This window comes from Altererythrobacter sp. GH1-8 (assembly GCF_043702085.1).
Lineage (GTDB): Bacteria > Pseudomonadota > Alphaproteobacteria > Sphingomonadales > Sphingomonadaceae > Erythrobacter.
On the sequence record NZ_CP171690.1, the window covers coordinates 2,035,317 to 2,058,769 of the forward strand.

At 59.6% G+C, this 23,453-nt stretch carries 15 protein-coding genes; 4 read left to right on the forward strand and 11 right to left on the reverse strand.

The features are described from left to right. Window positions 1-46: 46 nt before the first annotated feature. From ACG9DO_RS09970 to ACG9DO_RS10000, 7 genes are all read right to left on the reverse strand, one after another. On the reverse strand, window positions 47-2,893 hold the full coding sequence (locus ACG9DO_RS09970; protein WP_394727464.1) for a 2-oxoglutarate dehydrogenase E1 component: 2,847 nt from the start codon (window positions 2,891-2,893) through the stop codon (window positions 47-49). Window positions 2,894-2,929: 36 nt separating this feature from the next. Further along, window positions 2,930-3,226, reverse strand: a complete 297-nt coding sequence (locus ACG9DO_RS09975; RefSeq protein ID WP_394727466.1) for a GIY-YIG nuclease family protein — start codon at window positions 3,224-3,226, stop codon at window positions 2,930-2,932. A 47-nt stretch (window positions 3,227-3,273) separates the two neighbouring features. Then, window positions 3,274-4,164 carry a succinate--CoA ligase subunit alpha gene (gene sucD, locus ACG9DO_RS09980; protein WP_394727468.1) on the reverse strand — a complete coding sequence of 297 codons (891 nt, stop codon included), beginning with the start codon at window positions 4,162-4,164 and terminating at the stop codon, window positions 3,274-3,276. A gap of 46 nt (window positions 4,165-4,210) precedes the next feature. Continuing rightward, entirely contained in the window at window positions 4,211-4,504 is a 294-nt protein-coding gene (locus ACG9DO_RS09985; RefSeq protein WP_394727470.1) for a GIY-YIG nuclease family protein, read from the reverse strand. A 123-nt stretch (window positions 4,505-4,627) separates the two neighbouring features. Next, window positions 4,628-4,936 (reverse strand): hypothetical protein, encoded by a 309-nt coding sequence (locus ACG9DO_RS09990; protein ID WP_394727472.1) that lies wholly within the window; start codon window positions 4,934-4,936, stop codon window positions 4,628-4,630. Then, window positions 4,933-5,895 (reverse strand): malate dehydrogenase, encoded by a 963-nt coding sequence (gene mdh, locus ACG9DO_RS09995; RefSeq protein ID WP_394727474.1) that lies wholly within the window; start codon window positions 5,893-5,895, stop codon window positions 4,933-4,935. Before mdh ends, ACG9DO_RS09990 begins: the two co-directional genes overlap by 4 nt. A 271-nt stretch (window positions 5,896-6,166) precedes the next feature. Then, window positions 6,167-6,472: a hypothetical protein gene (locus ACG9DO_RS10000; RefSeq protein ID WP_394727476.1), complete on the reverse strand. Its 306-nt coding sequence runs from the start codon at window positions 6,470-6,472 to the stop codon at window positions 6,167-6,169. A 169-nt stretch (window positions 6,473-6,641) separates the two neighbouring features. On the opposite strand from ACG9DO_RS10000, the gene ACG9DO_RS10005 reads away from it, so the two are divergent. From ACG9DO_RS10005 to ACG9DO_RS10015, 3 genes are read left to right on the forward strand one after another with little or no spacing between them, the layout of a single operon-like run. Continuing rightward, window positions 6,642-7,517, forward strand: a complete 876-nt coding sequence (locus ACG9DO_RS10005; RefSeq protein WP_394727478.1) for an ABC transporter substrate-binding protein — start codon at window positions 6,642-6,644, stop codon at window positions 7,515-7,517. Further along, window positions 7,514-8,476, forward strand: coding sequence for a FecCD family ABC transporter permease (locus ACG9DO_RS10010; RefSeq protein WP_394727480.1), 963 nt, complete (start codon window positions 7,514-7,516; stop codon window positions 8,474-8,476). The genes ACG9DO_RS10005 and ACG9DO_RS10010 overlap by 4 nt, the downstream gene beginning before the upstream one ends. After that, window positions 8,476-9,201, forward strand: coding sequence for an ABC transporter ATP-binding protein (locus ACG9DO_RS10015; protein WP_394727482.1), 726 nt, complete (start codon window positions 8,476-8,478; stop codon window positions 9,199-9,201). The genes ACG9DO_RS10010 and ACG9DO_RS10015 overlap by 1 nt, the downstream gene beginning before the upstream one ends. A gap of 69 nt (window positions 9,202-9,270) precedes the next feature. On the opposite strand, the gene ACG9DO_RS10020 is transcribed toward ACG9DO_RS10015, so the two are convergent. The 4 genes from ACG9DO_RS10020 to ACG9DO_RS10035 form a co-directional block, all read right to left on the reverse strand. Further along, on the reverse strand, window positions 9,271-11,469 hold the full coding sequence (locus tag ACG9DO_RS10020; RefSeq protein WP_394727484.1) for a M3 family metallopeptidase: 2,199 nt from the start codon (window positions 11,467-11,469) through the stop codon (window positions 9,271-9,273). Between the two features lie 351 nt (window positions 11,470-11,820). Further along, the gene (locus ACG9DO_RS10025) at window positions 11,821-14,145 is read right to left on the reverse strand and encodes a calcium-binding protein (RefSeq protein ID WP_394727486.1); all 2,325 of its coding nucleotides are present in this window, start codon (window positions 14,143-14,145) and stop codon (window positions 11,821-11,823) included. A 190-nt stretch (window positions 14,146-14,335) separates the two neighbouring features. Beyond that, window positions 14,336-17,857 (reverse strand): calcium-binding protein, encoded by a 3,522-nt coding sequence (locus ACG9DO_RS10030; RefSeq protein ID WP_394727488.1) that lies wholly within the window; start codon window positions 17,855-17,857, stop codon window positions 14,336-14,338. A 231-nt stretch (window positions 17,858-18,088) separates the two neighbouring features. Continuing rightward, on the reverse strand, window positions 18,089-20,119 hold the full coding sequence (locus ACG9DO_RS10035) for a hypothetical protein (RefSeq protein WP_394727490.1): 2,031 nt from the start codon (window positions 20,117-20,119) through the stop codon (window positions 18,089-18,091). A 384-nt stretch (window positions 20,120-20,503) separates the two neighbouring features. On the opposite strand from ACG9DO_RS10035, the gene uvrA reads away from it, so the two are divergent. Further along, window positions 20,504-23,419 carry an excinuclease ABC subunit UvrA gene (gene uvrA, locus ACG9DO_RS10040; protein ID WP_394727491.1) on the forward strand — a complete coding sequence of 972 codons (2,916 nt, stop codon included), beginning with the start codon at window positions 20,504-20,506 and terminating at the stop codon, window positions 23,417-23,419. Window positions 23,420-23,453: the final 34 nt, after the last annotated feature.

Here is a 23,453-nt window from a genome sequence, read left to right on the forward strand (position 1 = left end):
TTGAGTATCCTGTAAATTGGCTCTTGAGGGCGTGTATCCGCGACGCTCAGGTCATCTTGCCGCGAGGGGGCTTTTCTTTCGGCAGTTTTTTGTCCGTTGCGATACCGAGCGCGATTTCAACAAGCTTCTCCTGCTGTTCCTGGTGGCGCTTGGCGAGGCCCGTTGCAGGCGAGGCCGATGCGTCACGTCCGGCATAGCGTGGGCGCATGCCGTCATGCCCTGCGCCAGCAAGCGCTTCCTCGATGTGTTCCTGCACAAACAACCACGCGCCGTTATTGCGCGGTTCTTCCTGACACCAGATCACATCCTGCAGGTTCTTCATCCGCGATAGCCGCTTGGTGAGTGCTTCGCCTGGGAAGGGATAGAGCTGCTCGATCCGTACGATCGACACGTCTTTCAGCCCTTCCTCATCGCGCTTCTGGATCAGGTCATAAGCAACCTTGCCCGAGCACAGCACCAACCGCTTGACCTTGTCGTCCGCGATCTCCGCCGTGTCAGACTTGATCCGCATGAAGTGATGCTCGCCAAGGAACTCCTCCGCGGGGCTCTTCGCCATGGGATGGCGCAGGAGCGACTTCGGCGTCATGATCACCAGCGGCTTGCGGAACGGGCGCAGCATCTGCCTGCGCAGCACGTGGAAATAGTTCGCTGGCGTGGTGATGTTGCAAACCTGGATATTGTCGTTCGCGCACAGATTCAGGAAGCGCTCAAGCCGGGCTGAGCTATGCTCCGGCCCCTGGCCTTCATAGCCGTGGGGCAGCAGCATCACGAGGCCGTTTGCGCGCAGCCATTTGGCTTCACCCGAGGCAATGAACTGATCGATCATGATCTGCGCGCCATTGGCGAAATCGCCGAACTGCGCTTCCCACATCACCAGGCTCTTGGGATCGGCCATCGCAAAGCCGTATTCAAAGCCGAGCACGCCATATTCGGAAAGCGTGCTGTCATAGACCTCGAACTTGCCATGCGGCAGCGTGGTGAGCGGAATGTACTTCTTCTCGGTATCCTGATCGACCCATACCGCATGGCGCTGGCTGAACGTGCCGCGGCCTGAGTCCTGACCGGACAAACGCACGCCAAAGCCCTCAGTCACAAGACTGCCGAAGGCGAGCGCCTCTGCGGTTGCCCAGTCGAAGCCTTCGCCGCTCTCGAACATTTCTGCCTTGGCCGCCAGAACGCGGCCCAAGGTCTTGTGGATGTTCACATCGTCCGGGACAGTCGTGAGCGTGCGGCCGAGGCTGTCGAACAGTTTGCGCTCGATTGCGGTGTGCACATTGCGGCGCGCCGTCTCATCATCGACCGGCTTGTTGAGGCCCGCCCAGCGGCCGCCGAACCAGTCGGCTTCGTTGGGCTTGTAGCTCTTGGCCGCTTCGAACTCCTCCTCCAGCAGCTGCTCGAATTCCTCGCGCAGTTGCGGGGCATAGCCCTGTTCGATCACGCCTTCTTCGATCAGGCGATCCGCATAGATCGCGCTGACCTTGGGATGCTTGCGGATCGCATCATACATGATCGGCTGCGTGAATTTCGGCTCATCGCCTTCATTGTGGCCGAAGCGGCGATAACACCACATGTCGATCACGATGTCGCGCCCGAAAGTCTGGCGGTATTCGACCGCGAGCTTGCAGGCAAAGGTCACGGCTTCCGGATCATCGCCATTGACGTGCAGGATCGGCGCCATGACACCTTTCGCAACGTCACTCGGGTAAGGCGAGCTGCGCGCGAATTTCGGGCTGGTGGTAAACCCGATCTGGTTGTTGATGATGAAGTGGATGCAGCCGCCCGTGTCATAACCGGGTACGCCCGAGAGCGAGAGGCTTTCCCAGACAACGCCTTGGCCTGCAAACGCGGCATCGCCGTGGATCAGGACTGGCAGGACCTGCTCGTGCTTCTTCAGATCGTCGCGGATCGCCTGCTGCGCGCGGGTCTTGCCCAGCACGACCGGGTTGACCGCTTCGAGGTGCGAGGGGTTGGGGACCAGCGACATGTGCACTTCGATATCGTCGAAAGTGCGGTCTGTGCTCGTGCCCAGGTGATATTTCACATCGCCTGATCCTCCGACATCCTCAGGGTTGGCGGAGCCGCCTGAGAATTCGTGGAAGATGACCTTGTAGGGCTTTGCCATCACATTCGCGAGGACGTTCAGGCGCCCACGGTGCGCCATGCCGTAGATGATCTCGCGCACTCCGGTAGAGCCGCCATACTTGATCACGGCTTCCAGCGCCGGGATCATGGACTCGCCGCCATCGAGGCCAAAGCGCTTGGTCCCGACATATTTCTTGCCAAGGAACGCTTCGTAGCCTTCGCCGCGGATGACCGCCGCCAGGATGGCTTTCTTGCCTTCATCGGTAAACTGGATTGTCTCTCCCGGGCTTTCGAACTTGTCCTGCAGGAAGCGGCGTTCTTCCGTGTCCGCGATGTGCATGTATTCAAGGCCCACCGCGCCGCAATAAGTCGCGCGAAGCGTGTTGTAGAGCTCGCGCACCGTGGTCCATTCGAGACCCAGCACTCCGCCCACAAATACCTCAGTGTCTTCCTGTCCTTCAAAGCCGTGGAATTTGAGCGTCAGGTCTTCAGGCGTTCCACGATCATGCAGCCCCAGTGGATCGAGATTGGCCGCCATGTGTCCGCGCACACGGTAGAGCCGCACCAGCATCATCGCCTTGATCGAATTGGCCGCGGCCTGTTCGATTGCCTTGGGGTCGGCGGGCTTGCCTGCTTGCTTGGCCGCTTTCTCGACCGCCATTTTCATTGCGGTGGGATCAAGCGCCTGAACAAGGTCAGCGTCGCTATCCGCGACTTCCTTCAGCCAGTTCGGCCGCGCCCAGCTGGGGCCTGGTTGCGGTCCTTCCTGATCGCTGAGTTCGGGGATGAAGTTCTGGTTTTCGTTGCCCATGTCAGTCGCGAGTCCCCGCGTAGGCGGGGACCTCCTTCAAGTTAAGTGTGGGATCGAGGATACAAGATCGGCCCATGAAGGGTTTCTCTCTTTGATCCGATTCACTTTCCATTCCCGGTTCCATTTCTTCATCCGTCTTTCGAAGCGTTGCGCGTCGTTCAGATCATCAAACCATTGAAACCACACGAGACGGTAACAGTTGTATCGCTTCGTAAAGCTTGAGCCATATCCAGATCGATGTTGCTCGATCCGATGGGCCAAGTCCGTTGTGACACCGATGTAAAGCACACCATCCGTGCGATTAGTGACAATGTAGACGAAACCTTCTTGCAAGCGTTTCTCCCAACCGATGGAGGTCCCCGCCTGCGCGGGGACTCACATCACGCCATTTCCTTGAGCATCGCGTCGAGCGTGGTGCCGAGTTCGGACGGGGAGGGGGAAACACGAATGCCTGCATCTTCCATCGCCGCGATCTTGTCTTCCGCGCCGCCTTTGCCGCCGGACACGATGGCGCCGGCATGGCCCATGCGGCGTCCCGGAGGGGCGGTGCGGCCTGCGATGAAGCCGACCGTAGGCTTGCTGCGGCCCTTCGCGGCCTCTTGCTTCAGGAACTCAGCGGCTTCTTCTTCTGCTGATCCGCCGATTTCGCCGATCATGATGATCGACTTGGTTTCGGGATCGTCGAGGAACAGGTCGAGCACGTCGATGAAGTTGGTGCCGTTGACCGGGTCACCGCCAATGCCGACCGCGGTGGTCTGGCCAAGACCGACCATGGTGGTCTGGTGGACGGCCTCATAGGTCAGCGTGCCGGAACGCGAGACTACGCCGACCGAGCCCTTCTTGAAGATGGAGCCGGGCATGATGCCGATCTTGCACTCGTCAGGCGTCAGAACGCCGGGGCAGTTCGGACCGATCAGGCGCGATTTCGAGCCGGTGAGCGCAGCCTTGGCGCGCACCATGTCCAGCACCGGAATGCCCTCGGTGATGCAGATGATCAGTTCCATCTCGGCATCGATAGCCTCGCAAATCGCGTCAGCGGCGAAGGGCGGCGGCACGTAAATGCAGCTGGCAGTCGCGCCGGTCGCTTCCTTGGCCTCGCGCACCGTGTCGAATTGCGGCAGGCCGATATGCTCGGTTCCGCCTTTGCCCGGCGTCACACCCGCAACCATCTGCGTCCCGTAATCGAGCGCCTGCTGCGTGTGGAAGGTGCCGGTGTTGCCGGTCATCCCTTGCGTGATGACCTTGGTGTCTTTGTTTACGAGGATGGACATTTAATTGTTTCTCCATTCGTCACCCCGGCGCAGGCCGGGGTCCAGCTCATTTGCAAACCAACTCAAACAAATCGTCCCAGTCGGGGTTCATCTCTTCAATCACGCGCAATTTCCATGCGCGCTTCCATTCTTTCAATTGGCGTTCGCGGCGTATAGCCTCTTCAATGTCGTCATGTTGTTCAAACCAGACCAACATTTTGCAGCCATATTTCTTCGTGAAGCCTTCAATTATTCCTTCTCGGTGCTCCCATGCCCGTTTGGGTAGATCGGAGGTCACACCAATGTAAATCGTCCCATTCCTTCGGCTCGCCATGATGTAGACGAAGCCGCCTTTGTTCATTTTCTCGTCTCACACGTCATATTGGCGAAGGCCTGTGTCCAGCGAAACAAAGGCCCCACCAAGCCGCTCTGGACCCCGGCCTGCGCCGGGGTGACAGGTGTCTTTGTTTACGAGGATGGACATTCAGAATTCCTCTTCAATTGTTCCAAAAGGACGGAGTTTTGCGCGAGCTGTAAGCGCAAGAGTTAAGCAAATGATGCCGACTGGGATCATCAAAAGGGCGGGGATTGCGAAGGCGTAATACGCTTCACCTCGAAATCCAATCAGATGAACCGGAGCGTCCATGAACTCCAAAACACCTGGCACGAACACTAACGCCGCGCCGCAGGTTGAGAGCCAACTTCGGCGCAGTTTGGGAACAAACATTCCGGCAAGCCATGCGACGATGCACAGCAGTAGCATTGCCCAAAAGATGGAAACCTCAATGGTCACGCCAGCGAGCTATCCAGGCCTTTGCACGCCTCAAGCAGTTCCTCGACCGCGTCGGTGCTGACCTTGAGGTTGGCTTTCTCTTCGTCGCTGAGCTCGATTTCGATCACTTCTTCCGTGCCGCCTGCGCCGATCACGGTGGGGACGCCGACATAGAGGCCATCGAGGCCGTATTTGCCTTCCACGTAGGAGGCGCACGGCAGGATGCGCTTCTGGTCGCCCAGGTAGGCTTCGGCCATCGCGATCGCGCTGGTCGCAGGAGCATAATAGGCTGAACCGGTGCCGAGCAGCTGGACGATTTCGCCGCCGCCCGCGCGGGTGCGCTTGACGATTTCGTCGATACGCTCAGGCGCAACGCCCTTGATCTTGGCGTAATCGTTCACCGGGATGCCGTTGATCGTGGTGTAGCTCGTGACCGGTACCATGGTGTCGCCGTGGCCGCCGAGGACGAAGGCGTTCACGTCCTTGACCGAGCAGCCGAATTCCCAGGCGAGGAAGGTCGCGAAGCGCGCGCTGTCAAGCACACCCGCCATGCCGACTACCTTGTTGTGCGGCAGGCCGCTGAATTCGCGCAGCGCCCAGACCATCGCGTCGAGCGGGTTGGTGATGCAGATAACAAACGCGTCGGGGCAGTTGTTCTTGATGCCTTCGCCGACCGCTTTCATCACTTTGAGGTTGATGCCGAGCAGATCATCGCGGCTCATGCCGGGCTTGCGCGGAACGCCTGCGGTCACGATTACAACGTCCGCGCCAGCAATATCAGCGTAATCGTTTGTGCCCTTGATCGACGCATCGAAGCCTTCGATCGGTCCGCATTGGCTGAGGTCCAATGCCTTGCCCTGCGGCATGCCTTCCGCAATGTCGAACAGGACGATGTCGCCCATTTCTTTCTTCGCCGCCAGGTGAGCGAGTGTTCCGCCGATCATGCCGGCGCCGATGAGAGCAATCTTCTTGCGTGCCATGATTCTAGTCACGTCCTTCGTATCAATCGCGCGAGACCGAGGGATTGATCAAGGTTTGCACAGCCGGTCCCGCGAGGCCTTATGCATCCCGATTTCACACGGTCGCTTTAACGGGCACATAGGCGATTGCAACCAGCAAAAGGTCTGATTTGACAACTATCTTTGCAAGTGGTTCGCAATAGCATTTAGATGCGCGCGAGTGCCCGGTGCTGCGGGATACGTAAGGTAAAGCCTGGAGAACGCCCGGGGGTAGTGTTCCTGCCGCGATCGTTCAGACAAGCGAAAGCGCGCGCTCCAGCCGCGCCGCGCCCCGGCGATCCAGCGCCCGGCCGATTTCAAGCCAGTGGTGTCCCGTTGCGCGATCACCCCTTGTAAAGGCTGCTTCTGCAGTTTCGAGCGCCTTGCCCGCAGCGCCAAGCCCATACTCCCCGAAATGCCGCAAAGTGTCGCGCAGCACTGCTTCCTCGACCACAGGCGCGCCGTTCATGTTGGCGGGCTTGGGCAGCGCAGCAGGCGTGCGCAGCGGAGCGAGCGCGCGCTGCGTCAGGGAAAAAGCGGTGTTGGGCGTGTAAGCCATCGGTTGCGACCCTTGATATGGCGTTGTTCTTGCCGTCTTTCTAAGCGCAATCACCTAATGCATTGGCGCAAGAACAGGGTTTCACGCTCGTTAAGCATGGTGCGGCGGAGCGCGGTTCGCTCTTGCTGCATGGCCAGCGCGACTCTATCGCCGCATCGAACGAGAAGTGATGATAACTCTGCGCCCATCCATCCGCACTGCATTTTCCTCGCTGACGGCGGTCGCCGCAGCCGTGGCCACTATGTCCTGTGTCCCGGCCGGTAATCGCGAATCAGACGCGGCGGCGCTGCGAGCGCCGCGCTACATCAGCCTCAACCCTTGCGTGGATGCCATGCTGGTCAATGTTGCTGAGCCGTATCAGGTGCTTGCGATCTCGCATTACAGCCATGATCCGGCCTCGAGCTCGCTTGCCCCCGACGTCGTCAGCCAATTCGCATCGACCGGCGACACAGTGGAGGAGCTGCTGGCGCGCGATCCCGATGTGGTGCTGGCGAGCAGCTTTGTCGCGCCAGCAACGCGTCAGGCGATGCAGGAGCTGGGGATCATATTGCGCACCTTCTCCAGCCCCACCAGCATCGCCGAAAGCCAGGCGCAAATCCGTTATGTTGGCGATCTGGTCTATCGCGCGGAGCGAGCTGCCGAGCTGGCCGTCGAGATAGATCGCGCGGTTGCGCGCGGCCGACCGGCCGCCGATCAGCGCGCGATCTCCACCGTGCTGTGGCAACCGGGTGAAATCGTGCCGGGCGAGGGCACTCTCATCAGCGAGCTGCTGCGTGAAGCCGGTTTTGCCAGCCACAGCGCAGCGCTCGGGATGGGGCAGGCGGACTACCTGCCGCTCGAAACCCTGCTGGCAAACCCGCCGGAATTGCTGCTGATAGCTGGTCAGTCGCGCGGGCAATTGCACCCGGCGCTGGCAGAGCTCGAAGGTACGCGAGTCGAGACGCTCGATCCGGCGCTGCTTTATTGCGGCGGGCCAACCATCATCAAGGCGATGGAGCGGCTTGTCGAAATCCGCGAGCAAATGACGCGGGAGAAAGCGTCATGAACCGCGCGGCGCTCGTCTTTGGCGCGTTGTTGCTGGTAGTATTTCCTCTTTCGCTGCTCGCGGGGCGGGTGTGGATCGACCCGTTCGATCCCATTGATGCGCCGCCCAATGCCGCGCTCATCCTGATGGAATTGCGCCTGCCGCGCAGCCTGCTGGCGGTAATCGTGGGGGCAGGACTGGGAACAGCGGGCGCGGCAATGCAGGGCTATCTGCGCAACCCGCTCGCCGATCCCGGCCTGTTCGGCATTGCGCCCATGGCGGCGCTGGGCGCGGTCGCGAGCTTTACCTTTGGCCTTACCGGTGGATGGCAGCTGCCCGCCTTTGCGCTTGCAGGGGCAGGGGCAGGCATGGCGCTGCTTGCGATCATTGCCGGGCGGAGCGGAGGGATCGCGCTGTTCACGCTCGCAGGCCTGATGATCGCAAGCCTGGCAGGTGCGCTGACTGCGCTCGCCATAACACTCGCGTCTTCCGCCTTTGCGATGAGCGAGATCGTGATGTGGCTCAACGGTGCGCTGACCGACCGCAGCTGGGGCGATGTGCAAATCGCCGCGCCGCTGGTGCTGGTCGGGCTGGTCGTACTGGGCTTTGCCGCGAAAAGCCTGGACGCGCTGACATTGGGCGAAGGCGCCGCGCGCAGCATGGGGGTCGATACCACCCGGCTGCTCTGGCTGCTCGTGCTGGGCGTCGGGCTGACGGTCGGTGCGGGCGTGGCGGTTGCAGGCATCATCGGTTTCGTAGGTCTGATCGTGCCGCATCTTGTCCGCCCGCTGACCGACCGACTGCCATCGAACCTGCTGCTTCCTAGCGCGCTGGCAGGAGGACTGCTGGTACTTGTCGCGGACAGCGTCGTTCGGATTCTGCCGTTGGTCACAGAGCTGCGTCTTGGCATTGCGCTGAGCCTGATCGGCGCGCCGTTCTTCCTCTGGCTGCTGCTGCGTATGCGCAGGGGGCAGGTGTGATGCTGTGCGCGCAGAACCTCACCATTCCCGGCCGGTTGAGCGGAGTCTCCGCCGATCTCGGTCCTGGCGCGATTACCGCTATCTGCGGACCCAATGGCGCGGGCAAATCAAGCCTGCTGATGGCGCTTGCGAGCCTGCTTGAGCCAGTATCGGGGCGTGTCAGCCTTGACGGAGCGGCGCTCTCTGCAATCCACCCCCGCGAACGCGCCAAGCGGATCGGCTATCTGCCGCAAAGCGCAGAGGTCGCGTGGGATGTCTCTGTCGCCAACCTCGTGCGGCTGGGCCGCTTGCCGCACCGCGACCGGGGCGACGAAGCGGTCGAACGCGCGATGGCTGCGTTGGACCTGGAGGATTTGCGCCGCCGCCCGGCGTCGCAGCTTTCTGGCGGCGAAAAAGCGCGCGCATTGCTCGGACGGGTGCTGGCGGGCGAACCCGAGTGGATCCTCGCTGACGAGCCGCTCGCTGCGCTTGATCTCGCGCATCAGCAAGCTCTGCTCAAGCACTTACGCGCTGCGGCGGATGCCGGAACAGGTGTCGTGATCGTCCTGCATGATCTCGCCACCGCGATGAACCATGCCGACCGCGTGCTGGTGCTGAATGAAGGGGCTCTGGTTACGGACGGAAATCCCGAACAAACGCTGTCCAGCAAGATCATCGCCGATGTCTGGGGCGTCGAGACGCACTGGATCGGCGAGCCGGCTGCGCGAGCACTCGTTACTGCGTAAGCGCAACGAAAAAGGGCAACCCGGTTAGGGGTCGCCCTTTCCAAATTCTCCCGTCCAAGGAGAAACGCGTTATTCGCCTTCAGTGCTGACGAGACCGCGCGCCTCCAGCAGCGGCTCGATTGTCGGATCGCGGCCTGTGAAGTCGCGGTACATCTGCGAATATTCCTTAGTGCCGCCGAGGCTCAGCACGGTCTCGCGATACCGCGCGCCATTTTTGCGGGTGAGGCCGCCATTGTCGAGGAACCATTTACGACTGTCATGGTCGAGCATCTGCGACCACAGATAGCTGTAATAGCCAGCCGAATAGCCCGCAGGCGATGAGAAGATGTGGTTGAAGTAGCTGCTGCGATAGCGCGGCGGCACCAGTTCGATCTCGAGGCCGAGCTCCTTCAGCGCCTTTTCTTCAAACGCATCGACCTCTTCCGGCGTGTCGATAGCAGCGGCTTCTGCTGCGGAGAGCGAATGCCACTTCATATCGAGCAGAGCGGCTTCTACCACTTCGCCGAAGTCATAGCCTTCGTTCCACTTGCCGGCGGCTTCCATTTTCTCGACCAGTTCTGCCGGAATGGTTTCGCCGGTCTTGTAGTGCTTGGCATAATTCTGCAGCACTTCAGGATAGACCGCCCACATTTCGTGAACCTGGCTCGGATATTCGACGAAGTCGCGCGCGACATTCGTGCCCGACAGGCTTTCATACCTCTGGTTTGCGAACAGGCCATGCACGGCATGACCGAATTCATGGAAGATCGTCTGGACATTGTCGGAATCGACCAGCTGTACTTCGCCATCGCCCGCCTTGGGGATGTTGAGCACGTTGTAGACCACCGGCTTGGTGCCCCACAGGTGCGATTGCTCGACGAAATTGCCCATCCATGCACCGCCTCGCTTGGACGGACGCTGGAACGGGTCGAAGTAGAACAGGCCGAGCTCCGATCCGTCTTCCTCAAACACGGTGTAGACGGTCACATCGGGGTGATAGACCGGGATATCGGTGCGCTTCTGGAAAGTGAGGCCGTAGAGCTTCTCGGCCATGAAGAACACGCCATCTTCCAGCACCTTGTCGAGCTGGAAGTACTCTGCCGCGACGTCCTCGTCGAACGCGTACTGCTCTGCCTTCACCTTGTTGGCATAGCGATACCAGTCCCACGGCTGCACGGAAAAGTTCTTGCCGTCTTCAGCAATGCGATCGTTGAGGATTTCCGCTTCACGGCGCTGCGTAGCGGCAAGGGCAGGGACCATCTGCTCCATGAAGTCGAGCGCGGTCTGGGGCTTCTTGGCCATGCGGTCATACATGGTGTAGCTCGCCCAGTCAGGCTCACCGAACAGTTCGGCCTTCTGCGCGCGCAGCGCCGCGATCCTGGCCAGCAGAGTGCGCGTGTCGTGCTCTGGATTGGTCCCATCCGCGCGATTGAGGCTCAGCTTGAACATCTTTTCGCGGGTTTCCCGGTTTTCCAGCGCCGGAAGCAGTGGCTGCTGCGTGGTGTTCTGCAACGCGATTGCGAACTTGCCTTCAAAGCCCTTTTCCGCCGCCAGTTTTGCCGCAGCCGCAATCTCGCTGTCTGACAGGCCAGCCAGTTCTTCGGCCGTGTCGACCACGAGCGGCTGTTCGTTAGTGGCCTCGCGCACGGCCTTGCTGAAATCAGTGGTGAGCGTCGAAAGTTCAGTGTTGATGGCCTTGACCTGTTCGCGCTGTTCCTCCGTCAGCTGGGCACCTGCATGAACCATGTCCTTGTAGGTGTTTTCCAAAAGCACCGAGTCTTCCGGCAGCATGGTCATGGCGGCGCGGTTGTCGTAGATCGACTTGACCCGAGCGAACAGCTGAGGGTTCAGATTGATGCTGTCATAATGCGCGGTAAGTTTCGGGCTTATCTCGGCATTGATCGCATCGAGATTGTCGTTCGTGTTGGTGCCGGTCAGCTGGTAGAAAACCAGGCTCACGCGGCTGAGCATCCGGCCTGATTTTTCCAGCGCAAGGATGGTGTTGTCGAAGTTCGGTGCTTCGGGATTGGACGTGATCGCGGTCACTTCGGCCTGCTGGATCGCCATGCCTTGTTCGAAGGCCGGGATATAGTCGTCTTCGCTGATCTTGGTGAAATCGGGCGCATGGAAAGGCAGATTGCTGATCTCAGCGAAATAGCCAGTGGCTTCAGGGATCGTTGCAGCTTCTGCAGCGGTTTGCACGACTGTGCCCATGGGCTCTCCTGTAGTGGTTGCGCAGCCGGCCAGCAGGGCTGCAAGTGCGGTAGTGGCCAGAATCTGGGCCTTCATAATATCTCCGGTAGTCAAGTGAAAGCGCTTGTCCCTCTGGTTTGAGGGAAAGCGACCCGATGCCTTGATTTAGCGGGCCAAACTTGAACCGAAGATTGATTGCAATTGAAACCGGTTTCCGACCAGAACCTTGTCAGATCGATAAGTGACAGCATTGACCCCGCGCAGCAGGTGCGCGGGGCCACCCTTCGACACCTACAAAAGGCAGACCCATTGGTGCGACCCGAAAGGCCCGGTTGGGAAGATGCGTACGAAGAGGACTGGAATCATACGCGTTTATACCGGTGATGGGACTTCAGGTTTTCTATAGGTTTCCCCGGGGACGGTTCAAAAACTTGCCGATTTGGCCAACTACCCGAAGAATTCGGCGTGCAGTTGCTGTTCGAGCAGGGATTGGCTGGCGAGAGCCAGCTCTCCTGCGAGGATGTCACCCGGCATCATCCACCCATCGCCGCCGCCTGAGCCGCTGCCTGAGCTGCTGCCCGAACCGGCATCTTGCTTGTCGCTGCTCTCAGGGTCCGCGACCGGATCGAGCAGGCTCGAAGCCTTCCCGCTGCTGGCCGGGTCTTCCTGCGCGCCGGAACCATAAAGCCAGCTGCCATACGTGCTTTCATTATAGCCGTTCGCTGTCAGATAATCGATCATCTGCTGCTCTGACTGATAGTTTGCATAACGGATGTTACCGTCGGCATGCATGAAGGCGCGCAGGTAAGCCGTCCCATCGGTCAGCGCGAAATAGACTTCCCAGATGCCATCGCCATCGTAGTCGTCCGCGCCGAGGACACCGTTGATGTTCTCGATCTCGAGGTCGTTCCGGAAGCGTGCCTGACTGTCGAATTCGCTGCCCGCTTCAACTTCGCGAGAGGCAACCAGTGGATCGATATAGATGCCTACCACTCGGGTCTCGCCGAACCGGCCATGGTCGTCAAAATAGACCAGGCCATCAGGCGCTGTATCGATTGTCGCAAAGCGGCCGATCGTATCGTTGACGAGAATCTGGTCGAGATCACCATCGCCGTTCACATCCGCGGCACCGATCCATAGCCAGCCTTCATTTCCGCCGAGCGCGTTCCCGTCATAATCGCGAATATCGCTCATATAGGTTGCGGCATTGGCTGAGAAATCGACTGTCTCGCCAGGGCCGGGGCGGAGTCTGAGCAGCTCATCATCAAATTGCAGGAATTCGATGTCTGTGACGAGGTCAGTCCCGTCAGCACCGACGACTTCGAACACGCCGCTGCTGATATGGGTAACGCTGTAGGCGGCCAGCAACCCGCTGAAGATTGCCGTATCCGTGCCTGCGCCGCCGAAGAGCAAATCATCGCCGCCATTGCCGCGCAGCGTGTCAGCCCCTGCATCGCCGTGGAATTCATCCGCCGCGACGCCGCCGATCAGTGTGTCATTGCCGGCATTGCCGCGCACAGCCCCGCCGACTGAGCCATTGATGCCGTCATACAAATCATCGCCGTCATAGAAGATTACGCCCCCTGTGATCGCGCCTTCATTGGTCAAAACGGTGGAGTTGGTGAAATTGGGGGCTGTCAGGCCCGTATTTACCGGCCAGCCGGGCGCACCATAGAAGTAGCTTGCAACCGTAACGCCGTCAGCGATGAAGATCGACCCGCCAACCGATCCGCCGATTTCCGCGCCGGTTATGTCGCCCGATAGAAACGTCATATCGACGGCTGACTCGGCGTAGATGCTGGTAAAGCCGGAAATGTCAGACAAAGTGATCGCAGCGGTCCCCTCGTCGGTCCCATTGGTTAGCCGCAGCCGCTCGAACCCGGTAACGGTGCTGAGCGAATCAGAAATCGCACCGGTGAGGAAATAGCTCAGCGTGTCGGCATCACCGGCACCGCCATCGATGGCGGTGGCGCCAACACTGGTGACTGTTGCGCCATTACTGAAGTCGATGCCGTCATCACCTCCGCCCAGCGAAATCGCGCCGCTGATGGTACTGGTGAAGCCAAACCAGACGATCTCGCCTTGGTCGCCGCCAGTGAGCGAGGCTGCGGTGGATCGCTGGAAGCCCCACCAGGAGCCGGCAAGAGAAATGTCAGCCAGCGGGTTCAAGCTGTCGACAAGATTGTAGATTCCGGTGAGCATTCCGGCCGCGCCAACGATCTGTGTGTAGCCGCTGAACTCACTGTAGTTGCCGCCCGCCCGGAGCGACAGGATCTCGAACCCGGTCAGATGCGTGCCGTAAACTTGATTGGTCGTCGCCGCGAATTCGAACGTGTCGGTTCCTTCGCCGCCATTGCCATAGACGAAGAACGGCGCGGTCGAGCCTTCGAACCGCAACAGGTCATCGCCATCGCCCATATTCGCGCCAAACACGGTCGTCGCGTAAGTGCTGCCGGCTGAATCGCTAATCAGGGTGTCATTGCCTGCACCCAGATCGATCAGGCCAGCAATCGTCCCGCGATCGATGATCGTGTCAGCGCCTGACGAGCCGAAAATAGCTTCGTAGGTCCAGGGGTCATCCCCTTCGCCCGCACCGATATAGCCGCCCACGTCGTTGACAAGCGTTGAGCCGCCGACATCAAAGAAGAACTGCGCGAGGATGCGGCCAAGCTCAGTATTGGTGAAGGTAATGTTGGTTGCAGTCAGCCTGACATTTTCTGTCAGCGTCTGCGTGTTGCTGATCGACTGACCAGCCTGATTATAAATCGGCATCGATTCCCCCTGCGTCCCTGCCGCCCAACTTATGACCATTCTTCACATTAACAAAGCAAAAACAGAGTGTTCTGCGGCATACTTGAAGCAAGTTCACGCGCATTCGGCAGGCCCTGTGGCATTCTGGACGCGCTCAGTCCTTGCGCCGGCCTCGTAGAGGGCACGCTGAAAAACCAGCGGCGCGCCTAACTCAACCGAAATACTCTGTCAGCTGCGCGTGCTGCTCGAAAAAAGATTGCTGCATGAACAGTGTGTCGCCAAAGGCAGGCTCAGCGCTGCTTCCCATCCATGCGTCGGGCATGGGGGCAGTTGATCCGCCGCCAATGCCGCTGCCTGAGCTGCTGCCCGAACCGGCATCTTGCTTGTCGCTGCTCTCAGGGTCCGCGACCGGATCGAGCAGGCTCGAAGCCTTCCCGCTGCTGGCCGGGTCTTCCTGCGCGCCGGAACCATAAAGCCAGCTGCCATACGTGCTTTCATTATAGCCGTTCGCTGTCAGATAATCGATCATCTGCTGCTCTGACTGATAGTTTGCATAACGGATGTTACCGTCGGCATGCATGAAGGCGCGCAGGTAAGCGGTGCCATCGGTCAGCGCGAAATAGATTTCCTGGATACCGTCATCATCATAGTCGTCCGAGCCCAGAACCTGAGCGATATTGCCGATGAACAGATCGTTTTGGAAACGGCGCTGGCTGTCGAACGGACCGCCTGCCTCCACATCGCCGGATGCGACCAGCGGATCGATATAGATGCCAACTACGCGGGTATCGCCGGACTGACCATGGTCGCCGAACTGAACCACGCCATCTTCTCCGACGCCGACTGTCGCAAACCGGCCGATCTCGCGGTTGACGAAGATGAAGTCCATGCTGCCATCGGAATTGGCATCGCCTGTGCCGATATAATCCCAGCTTGCCGCACCGCCCAGATCATTGCCGTCATAGTCGCGAATGTTGACCATGAAGCTATCCGGGTTGGCCGCACCCGGATCGATTTCCAATCCGGTCCCAAGATCGAGCAGGACATCGACATCGTTGAAGCGCAGGACTTCTATGTCGGTCAAACTGTCTGTGCCCGCGCCAGTGACCGTAAATTCGCCTCCCAGCTGTTCGCGGACGAGGAATTCGGCAAAGTTGCCAGCGAAGATCGCGACATCGGATCCTTCGCCGCCATCGAGGCTGTCATCGAAAGCGCCGGTAAAGAACTGGTCGTCGCCGCCAAAGCCGAACACCGTACCGCGCGTTTCACCATTGCGGTTGTCATAGATATCGTCGCCGGGGTTCGAGAAAAGAACGCCCCCTCCGAAGTGGACATCGCCAACCAGCAGGGCGTTATTGATCAATTCGTGCCCATCACCGCTGCTGGTGCCGTAGAAGAACACGGAGATCGTGCCGCTGATCTCGCCATTGTTGGTGATGGTGTTACCGGTCGATGAGCGGGCGAAGTTGGCCACGCCCACTGACCGCGCGCCTTCTACCGCGTTCTCGCCGACCGCCGCGATAATGAAACCGTCATTTGTCAGGTTTCCTCCACCGCGCACGCCAACTGCAACAGCGCCAGCGACCGGATGCGTCGTGATGGGGTCATAGATCGACGGATCGGAAACATTGACCCCTTCAGCATAGATCAGGCCGGTGTTGAAAAAGCTCCGCTCGCCAAAAACGTCGGTGGCATCGGCGTTGACGCCATCGGCTGCATGCGAGCCTGAGATTGCGATCACTTCCCCAGAGTTCTCGAACGTCCTTGCTCGCGTTGTCACCCAGGCGCCCAGCACGTTGCCTGACTGAGAGAAGATCTCGATTGTACCGCGATTGACCAGATCACCTTCGACCGCCACTCCAACAGAGACAACGATCAGATCGTGGATGCCAGCGACTGGCCCGGTCGATTGAACGGAAACCAGCCCGTTATTGGTAAAGTCGATATAGCCTATCTGCTGGAGCAGCGAGAGGCCATTGGCAAAGTGGGTTTCGTCATTGAGGGCGTAGATTTCGCCGTTGTTGGTAAAAGCATTGAGGGTTTCGCTGCCCCGGAAAACGAAGCCTTCCCCGATGGTGAAAAAGATATCCTCATCAGTGACAACAAATTCGTAGAATTCGGAACTCTCAGTGTCCGGATTGTTGATCACATATTCCGAGACGAAGGTTTCCTGCGGGGTGTAATCGAGACCCGCTGCGGCGCCGGGTCGCAGCGCTGCGTCGCCGCCAGCTATGGCATCGAACCCGCCATAGGACGGGCTGGAGTTCGGCGTCACAGTGGCCACTTCGGTGACGAAGACCTCCGTGCTCCCCTGCCGCCATACCTCGTAGACGATGCCTTCGAATGTAATGTTGCTGCCGCGCGTCCAGCTGCCTGAAAGGCGGACCGTGTCCGTGGCTGTCGCATCGACCCAGAATTGTTGCAAGCCGCCCGTGAGCTTCCCGATTGAGGTCGCATCGAGCACCAGTTGCTGGTTGCCGCGCAGTTCGATCGCTTCAAATCCTGAAATGCGGGTGCCTGAAACCATTTGCGCAAGGCTGAAGTTGCGTGCGCCTGCGGCCATGACCAGCACGTCGAAACCGCTTCCGCCACTGACCGATTCAAACGTGTAGTCGGTCAGCTCTACCCGGTCGTTGCCGGTCCCGCCTTCGACATAGTCTCCGCCCTGGGTGATGATCGTGTCATCGCCGAATTCGCCGAACAACCCGTCATTGCCCGTGCCGCCAGTGATGAGGTCATGACCGAAGCCGCCCAGCAGCAGGTCATTCCCGCCAAAGCCTGAAAGCGTGTCGTTGCCGCGATTGCCGGTCGCAATATTCGCGAATGCTGAGCCTTCGAAGGTGTCATCCTGCCAGCCCATATCGACAAAGCCGTCGACTTCGCCCGAACCAAAGAAGTAATCATTGCCGTCGCCCATATAGACTTCGCCGATGATCAGTCCGTTGTTCTCGATAGTGTCTCGAGTTTCCTCCTGAATAATCAGGCCGTCAATCACACCGCCGGTTTCGTTGACGATATCGCCGACATTGTAGACAGCGATCTCGGCCCGGATGGTGCCGTAATTGACAATGCTGGTCGCCGCCGAGAACGAGTAGATGCCGAAGGATATGCCGTTTGCGGTGGTCGCTGCGGCTTCGATGAGGCCTCGATTGGTGACAGCAGGATCGCCCGTGTCCAGGTCACGTCCGCCAAGCTGGATCGCGATAGCGACGTCCGGCGCCTCTGCCAGAATCTGACCGCCGACCATGTTATTGATAATCGCACCGTTGTATGAATCGATCGCGGTCGCATTCCCACTGTTGGAAAAGGGCGTGGAATTCAACGTCTGAGCCGCAATGATTCCCGAATTTTCGACCAGCGCGCTCGTTGCCTGCACCACACGCGCCCATCCGGAGGTCGAAATGACAAATATGTCGCCGGTGTTGACGAGCCGGTCAGCACCATTGTTGAGCGCAACCTGGCTCTGGCCGTGCAGGTAGATGAGCCCGTTATTGTAAATATCCGGCTGGCTGCCGACGATGAAGAATACCTGCGGTCTCGTCGTTTCGAGCCAGACGACCCCATTGTTTTCGATAACTCCGCCAAGCTGCAATCGAATGGCTGTCGGAAGATCCGTCGCATAGAAGATTTCGCCCGCGCCAAAGATATAGGACGCGAACTCTCCTGAGATAAGGATCTCTTCGGTTCTGGGTGTGACTCTCGGACGCGGCCCGGGAGAGGGAATGATGGACACTTTGGTGTTTTCTCAAGTGCAGCTGAATGCTTAGACCACTCATTTCTTACACTTTTATTGAGCAGTCAATTCAATTAGTGGGGAGGGTGTCCGAAGTGAGACACCTTCTTTCCATCCGGCATTGAGGCCTGCGCGCGCCCGACCATTTGATCGTTGCGCCGACAACCCCGGATAGTGCGAAACTGCGGTGCAAAACCTTCGCTGGCCGGTGATTTCGTTAGGCCCGGACGTTTACCCGAAGAACTCGGCGTGCAGTTGCTGTTCGAGCAGGGATTGGCTGGCGAGAGCCAGCTCTCCTGCGAGGATATCACCCGGCATCATCCACCCATCGCTGCCCGAACCGCCGCCTGAGCTGCTGCCCGAACCGGCATCTTGCTTGCCGCCGCTCTCAGGGTCCGCGACCGGATTGTTCAGCTCGCCCGGCTTGCCGCTTGCTGGCGGCTCCTGCCCGCTGCCGCCATAGAGCCAGCTGCCCCAGGTGCTTTCGGTGTAGCCGTTCGCGGTGAGATAATCGATCATCTGCTGCTGCGATTGGTAATTGGCATAACGGATGTTGCCATCGGCATGCATGAAGGCGCGCAGATAGGCGGTACCATCGGTCAGCGCGAAATAGACTTCCCAGATGCCATCGCCATCATAATCATCCGCGCCGAGGACACCGTTGATGTTCTCGATCTGGAGGTCGTTCTGGAAGCGCACCTGACTATCGTTCGGACTGCCGGCGACGACATCGCCCGAGGCCACCAGCGGATCGATATAGATGCCTGCGACGCGCGTCTCGCCCGCCCAGCTATGGTCAGCGAAATAGACCAGGCCGTCGGGCGCCGTGCCAACGGTGGTAAACCGGCCGATCGCATCATTGACGAGGATCTGGTCGATATCGCCATCGCCATTGATGTCAGCCGCCCCGATGCGCAGCCAGTTGCCATTGCCGCCCAGGGCATTGCCGTCAAAATCGCGAATGCCGTTCATCGCTGTCTGGTAAACACTGGGATCGGCGGTGTTGAAATTGACCGAAATGCCGGTCCCGGGCAGCAGGCGGATGGTCTGGTCAGTGAACTGCAGGAACTCGACGCCTGTCGCATCAAGGAATGTCCCGCCGTTGGTGATTTCAAAACGTCCCGCCGCTACTTGCGTGATCGTGAAATCGGCACGATTGCCGTTTGCGATAATCGTATCGATGTTCGAGCCACCTTCGATCCGATCAAATCCGGAGCCGGCAAGAATGATATCCGCGCCCGCGCCCGCATCAATATCGTCGTCGCCGCCCAGTGCGGAAATCACATCCGCGAACAAAGTCCCAACGATCTGGTCGGGGAACTCAGTCCCGACAATGTCAGGCGCGGCAGGATTTTCGACTACCACGAAGGACGTGCCGGTTTCGATCGTGAAGAACTGGCTGCGTGGATCGACTAGAAGAGTGACTGGATCTGTCGAGCTATCCGGGACGAGTGCGCCAGTGGCAAAACTGTTCACCAAACTCCAATCGCTCGTTCGCACGGTAAACAGGGCGCTGCCGGATTGGCCCAGAATGTACAAGAACTCGAGGTCGGCACTAAACTCCAAGTCCCGAACCGTACCGAGATTGAAACTCGCAAGATCGATCGAAGTTGTTCCACCTCCTATTGATCTGATAGCAACGCCTGTGCCGGGCATGGCGAAGGCCAGCAGATTGCCCCCGATTGCCTGTGCAAGCGGATCAAGCAGGCCGCTGCTTATCTCAAAGAATTCGCCGATACCCAGGCGATACACAAATCCCCCAATTCCGGGTTCGCTCACCAGAACCTCTTCCACGAATGGCTCAGGATTGCTCACTCGCGACAAGATGGCACCCGGCCCAGCTGATCCAGCAGACGCGAAAGTGCCGAGGTTAATATCCAGGGATTGCAGGTTTCCAAAGCCGCCACCTGCAGCAGGGCGGATGACCAAAGCTGTTTGGTTTGAAAATATCGCAACATCGCTGATCAAGCCTTCGTTGGCGCCAAGCGAATATTCGAGGGTTGTGACTTGACCAAATGCTTGAAGATTGACGTAGTAAAAGAACGGCTGTTGCGTATCAAATATGATCAACAAACCGCCATCGGGCGAAATGTCCATCGCTCCTAGATTTCCGCCAACTTGCCATTCATTCACTAGCTCGCCCGTAAGCGTATCGTAGACCCTGACTACACCGTCGGACCCAGCTTGGTAAATTCGTGTGCCGTCGGTGCTGATGCGCACGTCGCCGGCTGCCGCACCATTCAATACGACCGATTGAGACATTCTTGATTCCTTGAAGAAAACGAGGATTAATCGTTTAGCACCAGACCCTTGCAGGGCAAGCGGATTGCCAGATTCCGGAGATCTTCAAGATCCTATTCGGCCGCGTGTGACTGTAAATCCTCACTTTGCTTTTCATCGATGATTGATGGCGAAGGAGTAAAGTCGGGTCGATGCGCCTATTTGGAGCAGAATGGCTTTGGGAGTTGGATGGACGCTGGTCCCGTAGGTGTGGGGAAACCCAAGCTTCTAAGTCGAGGAACCCACACGACGCTTGGAAATTACTAGGACAGAGACCACATCAGGTCCCTGACCTATACGTGCGGCTGTGGGAGCGGCTGGCGCGCCTCTTGACAAAACAGAACATTACCGGAACACCGCGAACCCATGTCCTTGACCACAATCTCCGTCCGCGGTGCGCGCGAGCATAACCTCAAAGGGATCGATATCGATCTGCCGCGCGACGCGCTGATCGTCGTCACCGGATTGTCGGGCAGCGGTAAGTCTTCGCTCGCTTTCGACACGATCTATGCCGAAGGACAGCGGCGCTATGTCGAGAGCCTTTCGGCCTATGCGCGCCAGTTCCTCGAGATGATGCAAAAGCCCGATGTCGAGCATATTGACGGGCTTTCGCCAGCAATCTCGATCGAGCAGAAGACCACGTCGCGCAACCCGCGCTCGACTGTCGCGACGGTGACCGAGATTTATGATTACATGCGGCTGCTGTGGGCGAGGGTGGGTGTGCCCTATTCGCCCGCCACTGGCGAGCCTATAGCCGCGCAGACCGTCAGCCAAATGGTCGACCGCGTAATGGCCTTGCCTGAAGGGACGCGGCTCTATCTGCTCGCGCCGGTCGTGCGCGGCCGCAAGGGCGAATACCGCAAGGAGCTCGCTGAATGGCAAAAGGCAGGCTTTACCCGCGTGCGGATCGATGGCGAGCTCTATGGAATCGAAGAGGCACCCGCGCTCGACAAGAAGTTCAAGCATGACATTGAAGTCGTCGTCGACCGGCTGGCCGTGAAAGACGGGCTGGAGACGCGGCTGGCGGACTCGTTTGAGACTGCGCTGAAGCTGGCTGAGGGCCTCGCCTATGTCGACCTGGCGGATGGTGTTGTGCCGGGCCGGGAGGACGAATGGGCATCCGGCGGTGCCATGAAAGGCGCAGGCATTCCCGCGAACCGCATCGTCTTCAGCGAGAAATTCGCGTGTCCGGTCTCTGGCTTCACGATCGAGGAAATCGAGCCGCGCCTGTTCTCCTTCAACGCGCCGCAGGGCGCTTGCCCGACTTGCGACGGGATTGGCGAGAAGCAGTTGTTCGACGAACAGTTGGTGGTCCCGAACGAGGCCCTGAGCCTCAAGCAGGGCGCGGTCGTGCCCTGGGCGAAGTCCAACCCGCCATCGCCCTATTACATGCAGGTGCTGAGCAGCCTTGCGAAGGCCTATGACTTTGATCTGACCACACCGTGGAAGGATCTGGAGCCCGATCAGCGCATGATCATCCTGCACGGTACCGGCGGGATGCCGGTGCCGCTCACCTTCAAGGACGGGCGCAAGGAATACACCGTCAACAAGCCGTTCGAAGGCGTGATCGGCAATCTCAATCGCCGCATGCTCCAGACAGAGAGTAGCTGGATGCAGGAGGAGCTGTCGAAGTTCCAGACCGCGCAGCCGTGCGAGACCTGCGGCGGCAAGCGGCTCAACGAGAAAGCGCTCGCGGTGAAGGTGGCGGGGACCGATATTGCCGAACCGGTCAGGATGAGCGTGTCGGACGCGAAAGCGTGGTTCCTTGGGCTTGAAGCGAAGCTCACCGACCAGCAGCAGCAGATCGCGCGCGCGATCCTGAAAGAGATCAATGAGCGGCTGGGTTTCCTCGACAATGTCGGGCTCGATTACCTCAATCTCGACCGCACGTCTGGTACGCTGAGCGGCGGGGAGAGCCAGCGCATCCGGCTCGCGTCGCAGATCGGCAGCGGGCTGTCAGGCGTGCTCTACGTCCTCGACGAGCCGTCGATCGGCTTGCATCAGCGCGACAATGACCGGCTTCTCGAGACGCTCAAGCGCCTGCGCGATCTCGGCAACACGGTAATCGTGGTCGAGCATGACGAGGATGCGATCCGGCAGGCTGACCATATCGTCGATCTTGGTCCCGGCGCGGGCGTGCGCGGCGGCGAGGTTGTCGCTCAGGGGACGCTGAAGCAGATCATGAAGGCGAAGAACTCGCTGACGGCTGACTACCTGACGGGCCGCAGGGAGATCGCGGTGCCGACATCGCGCCGCAAAGGCAACGGGCACCAGCTCACCGTCCACGGGGCGAGGGCCAACAACCTCAAGGATGTGACGGCGAGCATCCCGCTCGGCACCTTCACCTGCATCACCGGCGTATCCGGCTCAGGCAAGTCGAGCTTCACCATCGATACGCTCTACGCCGCCGCCGCGCGCACTCTCAATGGCGCGCGGGTCATCGCGGGCGCGCATGACAAGGTCACCGGCTTCGAATATTGCGACAAGGTGATCGAGATTGACCAGTCGCCGATCGGCCGCACCCCGCGCTCCAACCCCGCGACCTACACCGGCGCATTCACTCAGATCCGGGACTGGTTCGCAGGGCTCCCAGAGGCGCAGGCGAGGGGCTACAAACCCGGCCGCTTCAGCTTCAACGTCAAGGGCGGACGCTGCGAAGCGTGCACCGGCGACGGCCTGATCAAGATCGAGATGCACTTCCTGCCCGATGTTTATGTCACCTGCGAGGAATGCGGCGGCAAGCGCTACAACCGCGAAACGCTGGAAGTGAAGTTCAAGGGGCATTCCATTGCCGACGTGCTCGACATGACGATCGAGGATGCGGAAGGCTTCTTCAAGGCCGTGCCGCCCATCCGTGACAAGATGCACATGCTGAACGAGGTGGGCCTTGGCTATGTCAAGGTCGGCCAGCAGGCGACGACGCTGTCAGGGGGCGAGGCGCAGCGGGTCAAGCTGGCGAAGGAACTCAGCAAGCGCAGCACCGGGCAGACGCTCTATATCCTCGACGAGCCGACCACGGGGCTTCACTTCGAGGATGTTCGCAAGCTCCTCGAAGTGCTGCACCGGCTCGTCGACCAGGGCAATTCGGTGGTGGTGATCGAGCACAATCTCGACGTGATCAAGACCGCGGACCATATCCTCGACCTTGGCCCCGATGGCGGGGTTCGCGGGGGCGAGGTGGTCGCGCAGGGCACGCCGGAGGAGGTTGCGGCGGAGCCGAGGAGCTTTACCGGGCAGTACCTGAGGCCGATGCTGGGCAAGGCGAAAGAGGCCGCGGAGTAAGTACCAGGCGAGTGGCCTGGAATGGTCGCGCGCC

Coding starts and splice junctions, on each gene's coding strand:
- ACG9DO_RS10025 (WP_394727486.1), bottom strand. CDS start 14,145: ATGCCGATTTATAATCAGGCTGGTCAGTCGATCAGCAACACGCAGACG.
- ACG9DO_RS10035 (WP_394727490.1), bottom strand. CDS start 20,119: ATGTCTCAATCGGTCGTATTGAATGGTGCGGCAGCCGGCGACGTGCGC.
- ACG9DO_RS10015 (WP_394727482.1), top strand. CDS start 8,476: ATGCTGTGCGCGCAGAACCTCACCATTCCCGGCCGGTTGAGCGGAGTC.
- ACG9DO_RS10005 (WP_394727478.1), top strand. CDS start 6,642: ATGATAACTCTGCGCCCATCCATCCGCACTGCATTTTCCTCGCTGACG.
- ACG9DO_RS10000 (WP_394727476.1), bottom strand. CDS start 6,472: ATGGCTTACACGCCCAACACCGCTTTTTCCCTGACGCAGCGCGCGCTC.
- ACG9DO_RS09985 (WP_394727470.1), bottom strand. CDS start 4,504: ATGAACAAAGGCGGCTTCGTCTACATCATGGCGAGCCGAAGGAATGGG.
- ACG9DO_RS09970 (WP_394727464.1), bottom strand. CDS start 2,893: ATGGGCAACGAAAACCAGAACTTCATCCCCGAACTCAGCGATCAGGAA.
- uvrA (WP_394727491.1), top strand. CDS start 20,504: ATGTCCTTGACCACAATCTCCGTCCGCGGTGCGCGCGAGCATAACCTC.
- sucD (WP_394727468.1), bottom strand. CDS start 4,164: ATGTCCATCCTCGTAAACAAAGACACCAAGGTCATCACGCAAGGGATG.
- ACG9DO_RS10010 (WP_394727480.1), top strand. CDS start 7,514: ATGAACCGCGCGGCGCTCGTCTTTGGCGCGTTGTTGCTGGTAGTATTT.
- mdh (WP_394727474.1), bottom strand. CDS start 5,895: ATGGCACGCAAGAAGATTGCTCTCATCGGCGCCGGCATGATCGGCGGA.
- ACG9DO_RS10020 (WP_394727484.1), bottom strand. CDS start 11,469: ATGAAGGCCCAGATTCTGGCCACTACCGCACTTGCAGCCCTGCTGGCC.